The sequence below is a fragment of the Kitasatospora indigofera genome, from assembly GCF_014655955.1.
GTDB lineage: Bacteria > Actinomycetota > Actinomycetes > Streptomycetales > Streptomycetaceae > Kitasatospora > Kitasatospora indigofera.
In genome coordinates this window covers 18103-33866 of the sequence record NZ_BNBO01000058.1, presented here as the reverse complement: position 1 = coordinate 33866, position 15764 = coordinate 18103, and the positions used below count along the sequence as shown (strand labels likewise).

Sequence of the window (15764 nt, the reverse complement as noted above, 5' to 3'; positions counted from 1 at the left end):
CAGTGGTGGCTGTCGAGGGCTGGGAGGAGATCCCGCCGGAGGTGCGCAGGCGGCACGCCGGACTGGCGGCCGAGATCGAGGACCACCGCACCCGGTACTACGAGCAGGACGCACCCGTCGTCAGCGACGCCGAGTTCGACGCCCTGATGCGCGAGCTGGAGGGACTGGAGCGGGAGCACCCCGCGCTGGTCACCCCGGACTCGCCCTCGCAGAAGGTCGGCGGCGGCGCCGCCGAGGGCTTCACCAAGGTCGAGCACCGGGAGCGGCTGCTCAGCCTGGACAACGCGATGGACGACGAGGAACTGTCCGGCTGGGCCGAGCGGGTGGCCCGCGAGCTGGACGGCCTCGACTACCACTACCTGTGCGAGCTCAAGGTCGACGGCCTGGCCGTCAACCTCACCTACGAGCACGGCCGGCTGGTGCTGGCCGCCACCCGCGGCACCGGCCGGGTCGGCGAGGACATCACCGCCAACGTCCGCACCATCAAGGAGATCCCGCACCAGCTCGCCGGCGAGGACATCCCCGAGCTGGTCGAGATCCGCGGCGAGGTGTACCTGCCGACCGAGGCCTTCGCCGAGCTCAACGCCTCCTTCGCGGCGGAGAACGAGCGCCGCCGGCTGGAGAACGAGGAGCGCGCCAAGGAGGGCCGGCGCCCGCACGCCCTGGTGAAGCTGTTCGCCAACCCGCGCAACGCCGCCGCCGGATCGCTGCGCCAGAAGGACCCGCTGGTCACCGCCTCGCGGCCGCTGCACATGGTGGTGCACGGCATCGGCGCCCGGGTGGGCTTCGACATCGACTGCCAGTCGCACGCCTACCGGCTGCTGGAGGGCTGGGGCCTGCCCACCGCCCGGCACAACCGGGTGGTCGGGACGCTGGAGGAGGTCCGGGCGTTCATCGGCCAGTACGGCGAGCAGCGGCACTCGGTCGAGCACGAGATCGACGGCGTGGTCGTCAAGGTGGACGAGATCGCCCTGCAGGGCCGGCTCGGCTCCACCTCCAAGTCGCCGCGCTGGGCGATCGCCTGGAAGTACCCGCCGGAGGAGGTCACCGCCAAGCTGGCCCGGATCCAGGTCGGCATCGGCCGCACCGGCCGGGCCACCCCGTTCGCGGTGCTCGCCGAGCCGGTGGAGGTGGCCGGCTCGATGGTGCAGTACGCGACGCTGCACAACCAGCAGGTGGTGAAGGCCAAGGGCGTGCTGCTCGGCGACACCGTGGTGCTGCGCAAGGCGGGGGACGTCATCCCCGAGATCCTCGGCCCGGTCGAGGACCTCCGCGACGGCACCGAGCAGGAGTTCGTGATGCCCTCGCACTGCCACGAGTGCGGCACCGAACTGCGCCCGATGTCCGAGGGCGACATCGACCTGCGCTGCCCCAACGCCCGGTTCTGCCCGGCCCAGGTCCGGGAGCGGATCGCCTACCTGGGCGGCCGCGAGTCGCTGGACATCGACGGCCTCGGGTACGTCGCCGCGACGGCGCTCACCCAGCCGCTGGAGCCCGCCGAGGCGCCGGTCGGCAACGAGGGCGACATCTTCGGCCTGACCCTGGAGCAGCTCCTGCCGATCAAGGTGAAGGTCCGCGACCAGAAGTCCGGCATGCCCAAGCTGGACGACAGGACGGGCGAGGAGAAGGTCATGACCTTCTTCGCCAACCTGAAGGGCGAGCCGAAGAAGTCGGCCGCCCTGCTGCTGGAGAACCTCGACAAGGCCAAGGACCGCCCGCTCTGGCGGTACGTCAACGGCCTGTCGATCCGGCACGTCGGCCCGGTCGCCGCCCAGGCGCTGGCCGCCGAGTTCCGCGACCTGGACCGGATCTTCGCCGCCACCGAGGAGGAGCTGGCCGCCGCCGAGGGCGTCGGCCCGACCATCGCCCGCGCCATCCGCGAGTGGTACGAGGAGGACTGGCACCGGGAGATCCTGGAGAAGTGGCGGGCCGCCGGGGTGGTCTTCACCGAGGCCGCCGCCGAGGAGCAGGGCCCGCGCCCGCTGGAGGGCCTGACGCTGGTGGTCACCGGCACGCTGGCCGGCCACACGCGCGACGGCGCCAAGGAGGCGCTGACCTCGCGCGGTGCCAAGGTCACCGGCTCGGTGTCGAAGAAGACCGACTTCGTGGTGGCCGGCGACAACCCGGGCTCCAAGTACGACAAGGCCGTCCAGCTGGGCCTGCCGGTGCTCGACGACGCCGGGTTCGCCGTCCTGCTGGAGAGCGGCCCGCAGGCGGCCCGCGCCCACCTGGGCCTGCCGGAGCAGGTGGAGGCCCCCGAGCCCGCGGCCAAGCCGGCTGCCCGGCGCAGGGCCGAGGCGGCCGCCCCCGAGGGGGAGGCGGGCACGGAGGAAGCCACGGATCCGGCGGGGGAGCCGGCCGGGGCGGCCGGCGAAGGGACCGGGCAGCCCGCCGCGGAGTGACCGCCGGCGCCCGCCGCCCACCTGAAAGGGCGTCACATTCGCCCGGCAGCGGTGGCGGCGGGCATTCTGTCACTGTGCGCTTGCGCACATCTGTGCGGCATTCCCGGTTGCCCGAAAGTCTGCCCTTCCGGTGGGCCCCGGCTTACCCTGGTGCCCGACAGAGTGTCAGCAGGGGTGGGGGCACCGGCTGAGCCGGTCTCCGCGGGGTCGCTCCATGCCCGGCAGCTGCCGGCACCGGCAAGGTGCCTCACCGTAAGGCGGCCTGAAACGGGGCGGGCCCGACGGAGGACAGGGCTTATGGATCGTACGACCGGCGGTGCGCCCACACGCCCGCCGCAGGGGGTGGCGGGTGCGGTCCTGCTGCTCGGCGTGCTGCTGGCCGGGGCGGCGCCGCTGATCCCGCTGGCCGTCCTGGTCTACCGCTACGAGCCCGAGCTGCTGCCGCTCTTCGCGGTGCCGCTGGCCGTGCTGGTGGCGGCCTGGCGGATCGCCCGGGACCGCGCGCGGGACCAGCTCACCGACCCGCTGACGGACCTGCCCAACCGCCAGGCGTTACTGCTCGCCACCCAGGAGGCGATCGCCGACCACGGCGACGACTACAGCGTCGGGCTGATCCTGCTGGACCTCGACCGGTTCCGCTCGCTCAACGACACCCTCGGGCACACCGCCGGGGACCGGCTGCTGGTGCACATCGCCCGCCGGCTGCACCGGGCGCTGCGCCCCGGCGCCCCGAGCGGCCTGGGCGGCGAGTCCGTGGACGACGCCTTCGCCGCCCTCTCGCCGCCCGAGCGCGGCAGCAGCAGGCCGGTGGTGGCCCGGATGGGCGGCGACGAGTTCGCCGTCCTGATGCCCGGCATCGGCTGCCCGGACACCCTGGAGCGGGTCGCCAAGACGCTGATCGCCGAGCTGGCCGCGCCGATCCGCCTGGACGGCCTGCTGCTGGTGCTGGAGGCCAGCGCCGGCGTCTGCGTCTACCCCGAGCACGCGCAGGACGCCGAGTCGCTGCTGCGCCGGGCCGACGTGGCGATGGGCCACGCCCAGCGCGGCCGCAGCGGCGTGGAGTGCTACGACGAGACCCAGGACGCCGACACGCCGTACCGGATCGGACTCCTGGGCGATCTGCGCCGCGCCCTGGAGACCCGGGAGGTGCAGCTGCACTACCAGCCGAAGGTGGCCTTCGACGGCCGGGTGGTCGGCCTGGAGGCGCTGCTGCGCTGGGAGCGGCCGGGCCAGGGCCGGGTCTCGCCGGACGAGTTCGTCGGGCTGGCCGAGTCCAGCGGGCTGATGCCCCGCCTGACCGACTACGTGCTGGAGTCGGCGGTCGGCCAGCTGGCCCTCTGGCGCGGGCAGGGGCTCCAGGTCCAGGTCGCCGTCAACGTCTCGCCGCGCGACGTGCTCAACCCGGGCTTCGCCCAGCGGGTCGCCGGGCACCTGGTCCGGCACGGCGTGCCCGCCCACGCCCTGCAGCTGGAGATCACCGAGCGGCTGCTGCTGGACGACTCCCGGCTGGCCGCCGAGACCCTCGCCGAACTGCGCGAGTACGGCGTCGGGATGTCGTTGGACGACTTCGGCACCGGGTACTCCTCGCTGGTCAGGCTGCGCAGCCTGCCGGTCGGCGAGCTGAAGATAGACCGCTCCTTCGTCTCCCGGATGGTCGCCGACGACCACGACGCGGCGGTGGTGCGCTGCTCCGTCGAACTGGCCCACTCGCTGGGGCTGACCGTCGTCGCCGAGGGCGTCGAGGACGACGAGACCTGGGAGCGGCTGCACTCGATGGGGGTGGACGCCGTCCAGGGCTGGCTGGTGTCGGCGGCGCTGCCGGCCGAGCAGGCCACCGCCTGGCTGCGGGTGCACCGCACCGGCGCGCCGCCGGTCGAACGGATGGCGCCGCCCGCCGCGCTGCCCGCGCCGCTGCCGGCGCTGCCCCCGCAACTGGGCGCCGGCCTCGCCTCCGGGCTCGCCGCGGGCCTGTCCTCGGCGCTGCCGCCGAGGAGCTGGCAGCAGGTCGGCCAGCCCGTCCCGGCGGTGCAGGCGGAGATCGCCGCGGCCGTCCCGCCCCCGGCGAAACGGGCCTGACGCCTGCGGCGTGGGCGGTGGCCGGGCGGCGCCCCATAGGATGGGGCCCACAGACCACCAGGACGGTCAGGTCGGGCGGCGGTGCCGCCGGGCCCCGTCCGGCCGGGTGCCGTGTCGACACGGCTCCGGCTCCACCAGAACTCACCTTGAGGATCGCTGCATGCCTGGCATCACGCGCGAGGAGGTCGCCCACCTCGCCCGGCTGTCGCGTCTTGAGTTGCAGGCCGAAGAGCTGGACCACTTCGCCGAGCAGCTCGACGTGATCATCGGCGCGGTCGCCCGCGTTTCCGAGGTCGCCGGACAGGACGTCCCGCCGACCTCCCACCCGCTGCCGCTGACCAACGTCATGCGCGCGGACGAGGTGCGGCCGTCGCTCACCCCGGACGAGGCCCTGGCCGGCGCGCCGGCCGCCGAGGAGCAGCGATTCCGCGTGCCGCAGATCCTGGGGGAGGACTAACACCCATGACCGACCTCATCCGTTACACCGCCGCCGAGACCGCCACGGCGATCGCCCAGGGCGACGTCAGCGCCGTCGAGGTGGCCCAGGCGCACCTGGACCGGATCGACGCCGTCGACAAGCGGGTCAACGCCTTCCTGCACGTCGACAGCGAGGGCGCGCTGAGCGCGGCCCGCGCGGTCGACGCGAAGCGCGCCAAGGGCGAGGAGCTCGGCCCGCTGGCCGGCGTCCCGCTCGCGCTCAAGGACGTCTTCACCACCAAGGGCGTCCCGACCACGGCCGGCTCCAAGATCCTCGAAGGCTGGGTGCCGCCGTACGACGCGACGCTGACCGGCCGTCTGAAGGACGCCGGCATCGTCATCCTCGGCAAGACCAACATGGACGAGTTCGCCATGGGGTCCTCCACCGAGAACAGCGCCTACGGCCCGACCGGCAACCCGTGGGACCTCTCCCGCATCCCCGGCGGCTCCGGCGGCGGCTCGGCCGCGGCGCTGGCCGCCTTCGAGGCGCCGCTGGCGATCGGCACCGACACCGGCGGCTCGATCCGCCAGCCCGGCGCCGTCACCGGCACCGTCGGCGTCAAGCCGACCTACGGCTCGGTCTCCCGCTACGGCCTGATCGCCTTCTCCTCCTCGCTGGACCAGGGCGGCCCCTGCGCCCGCACGGTGCTCGACACCGCGCTGCTGCACGAGGCCATCGCCGGGTACGACCCGCTGGACTCCACCTCGATCAACGCGCCGGTGCCGGCCGTGGTCGAGGCCGCGAAGCTGCGCGACGTGCGCGGCATGCGGATCGGCGTGGTCAAGGAGTTCGCCGGCGAGGGCTACCAGGCCGGCGTGATGCAGCGCTTCAACGAGTCGGTGGAGCTGCTGCGCGAGCTGGGCGCCGAGGTCGTCGAGGTCTCCTGCCCGTCCTTCACCCTGGCGATGCCGGCGTACTACCTGATCGCGCCGAGCGAGGCCTCCTCCAACCTGGCCCGCTTCGACGCCATGCGCTACGGCCTGCGGGTCGGCGACGACGGCACCCGCTCGGCCGAGGACGTCACCGCCCTCACCCGCGAGGCCGGCTTCGGCCCCGAGGTGAAGCGCCGCATCATCCTCGGCACCTACGCGCTCTCCTCGGGCTACTACGACGCCTACTACGGCTCGGCCCAGAAGGTCCGCACGCTCATCTCGCGGGACTTCGACGCCGCCTTCGCCGGCGTGGACGTGCTGGTCTCCCCGACCACCCCGACCACGGCCTTCCCGATCGGCGAGCGCGCCGACGACCCGCTGGCGATGTACCTGGCCGACCTGTGCACGATTCCGTCCAACCTGGCGGGCAACGCGGCCATGTCGCTGCCCTGCGGGCTCGCGCCGGAGGACAATCTCCCGGTCGGCCTGCAGATCATCGCACCCGCGATGGCGGACGACCGCCTGTACCGCGTGGGCGGCGCCGTCGAGGCCGCACTCAACGACAAGTGGGGGCACACCCTGCTGGAGGAGGCACCGGCACTGTGAGCAGCATCGCGAAGGCCAAGGGGTTCAAGCACTCGAAGCCCGGTCTCTGGCTCTCCCTCGGGACGACCGCGTTCGGGGCGATCTCGATCGCGAAGGACGTCCGGAAGGCCCAGGACGAGCACGACAACCTGAAGCTGATCAACGCCGTGGTCGGCGCCCTGGCCCTGGTCACCGGCGCCGCGCTGCTGATCCGCGAGCTGAAGCAGCTCGGCGACGACGACGTACTGCTGGGCTGAGAGGCCCGCCCGGGTCCGGCCCCCGACACCGGGGGCCGGACCCGTACCTCCGAAGACTTTTTTAGTGAAGGGGACGCTGTGAGCGTCAGTAACCTGGTCTCCTACGACGACGCACTCGCCTCCTACGACCCGGTGATGGGCCTTGAGGTCCACGTCGAGCTGGGCACCAAGACGAAGATGTTCTGCGGGTGCTCGACCGAGCTGGGCGCCGAGCCGAACAGCCAGGTCTGCCCGACCTGCCTCGGCCTGCCCGGTTCGCTGCCGGTGGTCAACGCGGTCGGCGTGGAGTCCGCCGTCAAGATCGGCCTCGCCCTGAACTGCGAGATCGCCGAGTGGTGCCGGTTCGCCCGGAAGAACTACTTCTACCCGGACATGCCGAAGAACTTCCAGACCTCGCAGTACGACGAGCCGATCGCCTTCAACGGCTACCTCGACGTGCAGCTGGAGGACGGCGAGATCTTCCGGGTCGAGATCGAGCGCGCCCACATGGAGGAGGACACCGGCAAGTCCTCGCACATCGGCGGCGCGACCGGCCGCATCCACGGCGCCTCGCACTCGCTGCTCGACTACAACCGGGCCGGCATCCCGCTGATCGAGATCGTCACCAAGCCGATCGAGGGCGCCGGCGCCCGCGCCCCCGAGGTCGCCAAGGCGTACGTCGCCGAGCTGCGCGAGCTGATCAAGGCGCTCGGCGTCTCCGAGGCCCGGATGGACAAGGGCCAGATGCGCTGCGACGTGAACCTGTCGCTGCGCCCGAACGGCACCGAGAAGTTCGGCACCCGCTCGGAGACCAAGAACGTCAACTCTCTGCGCAGCGTCGAGCGGGCCGCCCGCTTCGAGATCATGCGGCACGCCACCGTCCTCACCGACGGCGGCACCATCGTCCAGGAGACCCGGCACTTCCACGAGGAGGACGGCTCCACCACGGCCGGCCGGATCAAGGACAACGCCGAGGACTACCGGTACTTCCCCGAGCCGGACCTGGTGCCGATCGCGCCGGCCCGCGCGTGGGTCGAGGAGCTGCGCGCCGGACTGCCCGAGCTGCCCCGGGTCCGCCGGGCCCGCCTGCAGGGCGAGTGGGGCCTGTCGGACAAGGACATGCAGTCGGTGCTGAACGCCGGCGCCGTCCAGCCGATCCTGGACACCATCGCCGCCGGCGCCCCCGCCGACCAGGCCCGCAAGTGGTGGATGGGCGAGCTGGCCCGCCGCGCCAACGAGACCGGCACCGACCTCGCCGAGCAGCCGATCACCCCGGCGCAGGTGGCCCGGGTCACCGCGCTGGTCGCCGAGGGCAAGCTCAACGACAAGCTGGCCCGCCAGGTCATCGAGGCCGTGCTGGCCGGCGAGGGCGAGCCGGACGAGGTCGTCGCCGCCCGCGGCCTGGCCGTCGTCTCGGACGACTCCGCGCTCGGCGCGGCCGTCGACCAGGCCATCGCCGGCAACGCCGCCATCGCCGACAAGATCCGCGACGGCAAGGTCGCCGCGGTCGGCGCGCTGGTCGGCGCGGTCATGAAGGCCACCCGCGGCCAGGCCGACGCGGCCCGCGTGAAGGACCTCATCCTGGAGCGCCTCGGCGTGGAGGCGCAGTAGGCACCCTCCCTAAGGACCCCTTAGGCCGCGCCGTCGCCGGTGCGGCCCCGGGCGGCCCCAGGTAAGGCCCCGGAGCCCGTACGTACCCCGTCCCCACGGGTGCGTACGGGCTCCCGCCGTGTCCGGGCGCGGCCGGCTAAGGCCCCGCGGGGCCGGAAGATGCGGCAGGCTGCCGATGTGGTGCACCCCCCTGGGGGAGGAGGCTCTTCCCAGGACGAAGAAGCGTCCGAAGCCGAGGGGAACACCATGATCGAGTACGAGCTCATCCAGCAGCGGACCCAGGAACTCCAGGCCAGGGCCGAGCACGAGCGCCTGGTACGGGCCGCCCGGACCGGCGGGGCGGGCCGGCCCGACGGCCTGCTCGGCCGGCTGGCCGGCGCGGTCCGCCGCACCGCCGCCGCCCGGCCGCAGACCGAGCCCCGGGTCGTCCGCCCGGCCCGCCCGGCCCGCGCCGAAGGATGCTGACGGACCGGCACACCACGGGTGCCACCGCGCAGGACGAGGGGGAGGACGCCGCCGGCGCCTCCCCCTCGGGCCGTCCGGCGACCGCAATAACGACTCGGCCGGGCCCCGGGCCCTATGGCATGCTCTGGCCCATGCAGCAGATATCGGTGAGTCCCGTCTTCGTCGGCCGTGACCCCGAGATCACCACCCTGACGGACGCGCTGCGCCGGGCCGGCGAGGGCCGCCCGCAGGCCGTGCTGATCGGCGGCGAGGCCGGCGTCGGCAAGACCCGGCTGCTGGAGGAGTTCCTCGACCAGGCCTGCGACGCCGGCCCGGGCCGCCCCGGCACCGTGGTCACCACCCTCGGCAGCTGCCCCGAGATCGGCGCCGAGGGCCTGCCGTACGCCCCGCTGGTCACCGCGCTGCGCCGGCTGCACCGCTCGCTCGGCCCCGAACTGGAGGCCGCCGCCGCCGGGATGGAGGGCCATCTCGCCCGGCTCTTCCCCGACTTCGGCGAACCCGACGGCGGACCCAACGACGAGCACGGCCGGGCCCACCTCTTCGAGCACACCGCGCGCCTCTTCGAACGGCTCGGCGCCGACCGCACCCTAGTCCTCGCCGTGGAGGACCTGCACTGGTCCGACCGCTCGACCCGGGAACTGCTCGCCTACCTGCTGCGCACCCTGCACCGCAGCCGGGTCCTGATCGTCGCCACCTACCGCACCGACGACCTGCACCGCCGCCACCCGCTGCGGCCCTTCCTGGTCGAACTCGAACGGCTGCGCACCGTCCAGCGCCTGGAGCTGGAGCGGTTCGTCCGCGGCGAGGTGGCCGAGCAGCTGGCCGGCATCCTCGGCACCGCCGCCCCCGACCGCGAACTGGTCGACCGCATCCACCGCCGCTCCGAGGGCAACCCCTTCTTCGTCGAGGAACTCGCCACCTCCTTCCAGAGCGGCTGTTCGGCCGGGCTCACCGACTCCCTGCGGGACATCCTGCTGGTCCGGGTGGAGGCCCTGCCGGAGGACGCCCAACGGGTGGTCAGGATCGCCGCCGAGGGCGGCTCCTACGTCGAGCACGCACTGCTCGCCGCGGTGCTGGACGACGGCGAGGAGGCGCTGATCGAGGCACTGCGCACCGCCGTCGGCGCCAACATCCTGCGCCCGGACACCGACGGCGACGGCTACCGGTTCCGCCACGCGCTGGTCCGCGAGGCGGTCTCCGACGACCTGCTGCCCGGCGAGCGCCACCGGATCAACCGCCGCTACGCCGCCGCGCTGGAGGAGCAGCCCGCGCTGGTCGGCCCCGACGTCCGGCCGGCCCGGCTCGCCAACTACTGGTACCACGCGCACGACAGTGCCCGGGCCCTGCCGAGCGCCCTGGACGCCGCCCGGGCGGCCCGCCGCCGCAACGCCTTCGCCGAGCAGCTGCGCATGCTGGAGCGCGCCCTGGAACTCTGGGACCAGGTCTCCGCCGAGGTGCTGCAGAACACCCTGCGCCCCTACGACTGGGCCGAGAGCTACCCCCCGTGCGGCTGCGCCCCCGGCACCCACGACGACACCTGCGAGCAGCTCCAACTGGTCGACGTGCTGGCCGAGGCGGTGGTCGCGGCCCGCCGCAGCGGGGACCGCGACCGCGGCCTCAGCCTGGCCAAGCGGGCGTTGCACCTGGTGGACGAGAAGGCCGGCCCGGCCCGCGCCGCCTGGTTCCGGATGTACCGCTCCCGGATGCTCGGCCACCTCAACCGGCCCGGCCACGAGGAGGAGCTCGCGTACGCCCGCCGGCTGGTCGAGGGCCTGCCGCCGTCCGCCGTCCAGGCCGAGGTCCTGGCCCTGGACGCGGCCGCCGGGATGCTCAGCAACCCCACCGAGGCGCACATCGAGCTGGCCGAGCGGGCGGTGGAGATCGCCCGCCAGGTCGGGGCCTGCGACGTCGAGCAGCACGCGCTGATGACGCTGGGCACCATGCGCAGCGAGCTCGGCAAGGACCCGGAGGCGGCCGTCGCGCTGCTCACCGAGGCGGTCGCCGCCACCAGGACGGCCGGTGCCTCCCCCGACCTGCTGCTGCGCGGGCTCAACAACCTGGCCAGCCTGCTGCACTCGCAGGGCCGTTCGCACGAGGCGGCCGAGTACGCCCGCGAGGGCCTGGAGGCGGCCGGCGGCACCGGGCTGCTGCGCAACACCGGCGCCATCCTCACCGGCAACCTGGCCGAGGCGCTGATCGCCGTCGGGCGCCCGCGGGAGGCCGCCGAGCTGCTGGAGGCCTCCGAGACCGGCCGCCCGAGCGGCACCCACGCGGAGTTCCTCGACCGGCTGCGCGCCGAGCTGGCCCTGATGCGCGGCGACGTCCGGGCCGCCGCCGGGCTGCTCGCCCAGGCCCGTGCCTCGCACCGGCTCGGCCAGCTCCAGCACACCCTGCCGATCGCCGTGCTGGCGGTCGAGGTCGCCACCCGCACCGGGCAGCCGCTGACCGCCAGGGCCGAGCTGCTCTCGGTGCTGGACGGTGAACTCCCGGCCGGGGGAGAGGCGCTGCTGCTCCCGCTGCTGGCGCTGGCGGCCGGTGCCGAGGCCGACTCGCGCGGCCTGCCGGCGGCGGACCAGGAGCGTCCGGCGGTCCTGGACCGGATCGCCGCGGCCGCCGCAGGGCTGACCCCCAAGGTGCCGCTGCACACCGGCTGGGCCCGGCTGCTGGACGCCGAACTCGCCCGGGCGCTGGGCGCCGACACGCCCGCGCACTGGGCGGCGGCGCTCGGTCCGCTGCGGGAGACGGGCCTGCCCTACCCGCTGGCGCTGGCCCTGCTCCGGGCGGCCGGGGCGGAGGCCGCGGCCGGGCACCGGGACGCGGCCGCCGCCCTGCTCGGGGAGGCCGCCGGGCTGGCCCGCCGACGGGAGGACCACTACCTGCTCGGCGAGATCGGCCACCTCGCGGACCGGGCCGGCCTGGACCGGGCCGCGATCGACGGCCCGGCGCACCGGGCGGCGGGCGGCGCGGCCGCCCCGGCCGCGGACGACACGCCCGGCGGCGCGCCGTCGCCGGGCGCGTCGGCCACCGCCGAGGCGCTCGGCCTCACCCCCCGTGAGCGGGACGTGCTCCGGCTGCTCGCACTCGGCCGGACCAACCGGCAGATCGCCGAGGAGCTGTTCATCTCCCCCAAGACCGCGAGCGTGCACGTGTCCAACATCCTGGCGAAGCTGGCCGTGACCGGCCGGGGCGAGGCCGCGGCGATGGCCCACCGGCTGCGGCTCTTCCCCGACACGCTCAGCCCGGCGGCGCGCTGACGGCCGCCGGGAGCGCCGCGTCACCGCCGTCGTGCTCCCGTGCGCGCCGCGTGAGCCCCCGGGCGGGCGCCGCCGCCGAATGGGGTGGATCCGCCCGGAGTAGGCCTGTTTCCCCACGCTTTGACCATTACTCTAAGTGGAGTGTGCGTGTCATTGAGTGACGGAAGTGGTGTAGTGTCCCGGGTGGGAACATCGGTGCGGCGCGGCGGTCCCAGGGCCGCCGGCACCCTGGGCCACCGCCCTGACGGGGTACCAGGTCACTGTGCGCGGCGGGTGGTCCATGGCCACACCGGTCGGCGGCGCGGCCCACGCCCGGGTGCCGCCAGGCCCCGGGCCGGAGGGGGAGATGTCCAGTGAGCTCCACCGATGCGGTGCTGCCCGGGCCGGCCGGCTCCGACGCCCCCGAGGACGGCCCTCCCCCCGCCACCGCCGGTCCTGACGCCTGTCCGGCCGAGCATCCGGGCGAGCACCCGGCAGCGCAGCCGGCCCAGCGTCCGGCCGAGCAGCCCGGCACGTACCCGCCGGCCGGCCACATCCCCGGGCCGCGCCCGGCCGCCGAGCCCCACCGGGCCCTGCTCCGCGGCCTGCTCTCCGGCCTGCTCCGCCACCCGCGGCTGCCCGGTGCCCTGCTGGTGGCACTCTGCCTGGCGTACGCCCTGGGCGCCGCCGTCGGCTGGGGCTCGCCCGGACTCGCCCTCTTCATGGGCGACTTCGGCCTCGCCGCCGCCGCCCTCGCCGCCACCCTCTCCTGCCTGGTGCACGGCTGCACCGTCGGCGGCCACCTGCGGCAGGCCTGGCTGCTGTTCGGCCTCTCCTCCGCCATGGTGGCCTTCGGGAACGGCACCTGGGGCTGGTACGAGGTGGTGCTGGGCACCACCCTCCCCGAGGACTCGCTCGCCGAGTACGCCTTCCTGCTCTTCGCCCCGCTCGCCATCACCGGCCTGCTGGTGCTCGCCCAGCGCCCCCGCACCGCCGCCGGCTGGATCTACCTGGTGCTGGACGGCTGGCTGGTGGCCGGCTCGCTGTTCACGCTCAGCTGGAGCCTGGCGCTCGGACGCACCGCCGAGGGCGAGACCGGCGACCCGCTGCGCCTCGCCCTCGGCCTGGCCTACCCGGTGCTGGACATCCTGCTGGTCAGCCTGGTGGTCGGGCTGCGGTTCCGCAGCCGGGACGGCAACCGGGCGGCCGTGCACACCGCGATGGTCGGCCTGGCCCTCACCGTGGTCTGCGACGCCCTGTTCACCTCGCCCGAGCTGCGCAGCAGCTACCACTCCGGCGAGCTCCTGGACGCCGGCTGGTTCGCCGGCAGCCTGCTGCTGGCCTGGGCCCCGTGGTCGCCGCGCCGGCGCCGGCCGAGCCGCGAGCACCCGTCGGCGGCCGGCGCCCCGCTGCGCCGGGTCTCGACCACCTTCAGCGCGCTCACCCCGTACGTCGCCGCGGCGGTCTGCACGGCGGGCATCCTGTACAACGCCCTCGGCGGCCACGCGCTGGACCGGGTGGTCGCCTCGGCGGCCTGCACCGTCGGGCTGGCGCTGATCCTGCGTCAGGGCGTGATGCTGCTGGACAACCTCTCGCTGGCGCAGGAACTCGCCCAGAAGGAGGCGCACTTCCGCTCCCTGGTGCAGGGCTCCAGCGACGTCATCATGATCGCCGGGGCGAACGGCGTGCTCTCCTACGTCAGCCCGGCGGCGCTGCGGGTCTACAACCGCGACCCGGCCGAGCTGGTCGGCGGGAACCTGCTCAACCTGGTGCACCCCGACGACGTGGACCGGGTCCTGCTGGAGGTCCGCCGGCTGCTGGTGAAGTGCCAGCACACGGCCCACCGCACCCCCGGCTCCCCCGAGCCCTCGGCCCGGGTCGAGTGCCGGATCCGCTCGGGCAGCGGCGAGTGGCTGCACGTGGAGTCCACCGTCAACCGCTACCGCGAGGGCCTGATCCTGAACAGCAGGGACGTCACCGAGCGGGTGATACTCCAGGCCCAGCTGCAGCACAACGCCTTCCACGACCCGCTCACCGACCTGCCCAACCGGGCCCTGTTCGCCCAGCGGGTGCGGGCCGCGCTCGGCGAGCGGGCGGGGGGCGAGCGGGCGGAGGGCCGGCCGCGCGGGGAGCGGCCGCAGGACGGCGCCGCCGTCGCGGTGCTCTTCCTCGACCTGGACGGCTTCAAGGCGGTCAACGACACCGCCGGCCACCAGGTCGGCGACGAACTCCTGGTGCAGGCCGCCCGGCGGCTGCAGAGCGTGGTGCGCTCCGGCGACACGGTGGCCCGCTTCGGCGGGGACGAGTTCGCCGCCCTGGTCTGCGGGCGGCTGGGCCGGGTCCAGGTGCAGGAGCTGGCCGAGCGGCTGCGCTCGGCGCTCTCCGAGCCCTACTGGATCGGCGGCGCCGAACTGGGCGTCGCGGCCAGCATCGGGATCGCCTTCGCGGCGCCGTCCCGGGCCGCCGTCGCGGACCCGAAGGCCGCCACCGACGAGCTGATGCGCAACGCCGACCTGGCGATGTACCGGGCCAAGTCCGAGGGCAAGGGCCGGGTGGTGCTGTACTCCCCGGGCATGCGGGCCGACCTGGAGCGCCGCAGCGAGCTGGAGGAGCGGCTGCGGGTCGCCGTCCGGGAGGGCGGCTTCACCCTGCTCCACCAGCCGGTGGTGGACCTCACCACCGGCGCGGTCGCCGCGGTCGAGGCGCAGGCCCGCTGGCGTTCGGCGCAGGGCCTGCTGCTCACCCCGGCCGAGTTCCTGCGCAGCGCCGAGCAGGGCGACGGCGCCACCCGGTTCTCCCGCTGGCTGGTCCAGGAGGTGGTGGCGGCCGCCGCCCTGCGCGGGGCCGCCCAGGCGCGCCCCCGGGGGGCGGCCGTCCCGGTGTCGGTGCGGCTCTCCGCCGAGCGGATCTGCGCCCCGGGGATGTACGAGACCATCGCGTCGGCGCTGCGGGACACCGGCCTGCCGGCCGCGCAGCTGGTCATCGAGGTGGCCAGGACCGGCCCGGACGCGACGGCGGACGAGCTGGGCCGGCGGCTGACCGCGCTGCGCCGGCTCGGCGTGTCCACCGCGATCGCGGGCTTCGGCGCCGGCGGCGGCTCGCTGGGTGCCTTCGCCCGGCTCCCGTTCGACTCGCTGAAGCTGGACCGGACGCTGGTCCAGGACCTCGCCGACTCGGCGCTCAGCCGGGCGCTGGCCGGCCACGCCCTGCGGCTCGGCCGGGACCTCGGCCTGGTCACCGCCGCCGAGGGGGTGGACCTGCCGCGCCAGGTGGTGGTGCTGCAGGAGCTGGGCTGCCGGCAGGGGCAGGGCACGGCCTTCGCGCAGCCGATGGACGAGCAGCGGCTGCGCCGGGCGCTGGGGCGGCGGGTCTACCCGCTGCCCAGACCGATGGGGGCACTGTCGGCCCGCCGGGCCTACCTCGCCGCAGAGGCCCGTTCGGGTGGCCGGACGGAGTCCGGGCCGGGGCGTGTCGTACATCACCATGTGGCCTCCGACCTGCCGGAACGCCGCTCGGTGGGCGGTCCGGGACATGGTCCGCATGGTGAGACCGCCGTCCCACCCGCTTGACACTCGACACCGCCCGGGAGGAAGGTCGTTGCCATGCGCACCCGAATTCTCGTACTTGGCGGGCGCGTCGGCTGAGCGGGCTGATACGCCCCGCTCGTGACAGACCGACGCGCCACCCCTCGCATGCCCTGGGCACGAGGGGTTTTTTGTTGCACGGACACCTGGTGCAGCACAGCTGTTGGAACACCGCAAGACCACTGACCATGAGGTCCGCACCTCCCGTTCCGACGGGAAGAG

General features: G+C 74.5%; 8 protein-coding genes and 1 pseudogene. All 9 read left to right on the top strand.

Annotated features, from left to right (window positions below; all coding sequences use genetic code 11):
- Positions 1–2: 2 nt before the first annotated feature.
- The 9 genes and pseudogenes from ligA (at position 3) to IE329_RS32905 (ending at position 15527) form a co-directional block, all read left to right on the top strand.
- Complete coding sequence (ligA, locus tag IE329_RS32945) at positions 3–2402, top strand: NAD-dependent DNA ligase LigA (protein ID WP_229927954.1); 2400 nt, start codon at positions 3–5, stop codon at positions 2400–2402.
- A 357-nt stretch (positions 2403–2759) separates the two neighbouring features.
- Positions 2760–4478 (top strand): annotated as a pseudogene (locus IE329_RS32940) (putative bifunctional diguanylate cyclase/phosphodiesterase); the annotation flags it as partial.
- 160 nt (positions 4479–4638) lie between these two features.
- Positions 4639–4935, top strand: a complete 297-nt coding sequence (gene gatC, locus IE329_RS32935; protein WP_073926050.1) for an Asp-tRNA(Asn)/Glu-tRNA(Gln) amidotransferase subunit GatC — start codon at positions 4639–4641, stop codon at positions 4933–4935.
- Positions 4936–4940: 5 nt separating this feature from the next.
- On the top strand, positions 4941–6434 hold the full coding sequence (gene gatA, locus IE329_RS32930) for an Asp-tRNA(Asn)/Glu-tRNA(Gln) amidotransferase subunit GatA (RefSeq protein ID WP_190214701.1): 1494 nt from the start codon (positions 4941–4943) through the stop codon (positions 6432–6434).
- On the top strand, positions 6431–6670 hold the full coding sequence (locus IE329_RS32925; protein ID WP_079198072.1) for a hypothetical protein: 240 nt from the start codon (positions 6431–6433) through the stop codon (positions 6668–6670). The genes gatA and IE329_RS32925 overlap by 4 nt, the downstream gene beginning before the upstream one ends.
- A 78-nt stretch (positions 6671–6748) precedes the next feature.
- Positions 6749–8260: an Asp-tRNA(Asn)/Glu-tRNA(Gln) amidotransferase subunit GatB gene (gatB, locus tag IE329_RS32920; protein ID WP_190214700.1), complete on the top strand. Its 1512-nt coding sequence runs from the start codon at positions 6749–6751 to the stop codon at positions 8258–8260.
- Between the two features lie 246 nt (positions 8261–8506).
- On the top strand, positions 8507–8725 hold the full coding sequence (locus IE329_RS32915) for a hypothetical protein (protein WP_190214699.1): 219 nt from the start codon (positions 8507–8509) through the stop codon (positions 8723–8725).
- A gap of 131 nt (positions 8726–8856) precedes the next feature.
- On the top strand, positions 8857–11979 hold the full coding sequence (locus IE329_RS32910; RefSeq protein WP_229927953.1) for a helix-turn-helix transcriptional regulator: 3123 nt from the start codon (positions 8857–8859) through the stop codon (positions 11977–11979).
- A gap of 572 nt (positions 11980–12551) precedes the next feature.
- Positions 12552–15527: a putative bifunctional diguanylate cyclase/phosphodiesterase gene (locus tag IE329_RS32905; protein WP_373311377.1), complete on the top strand. Its 2976-nt coding sequence runs from the start codon at positions 12552–12554 to the stop codon at positions 15525–15527.
- Positions 15528–15764: the final 237 nt, after the last annotated feature.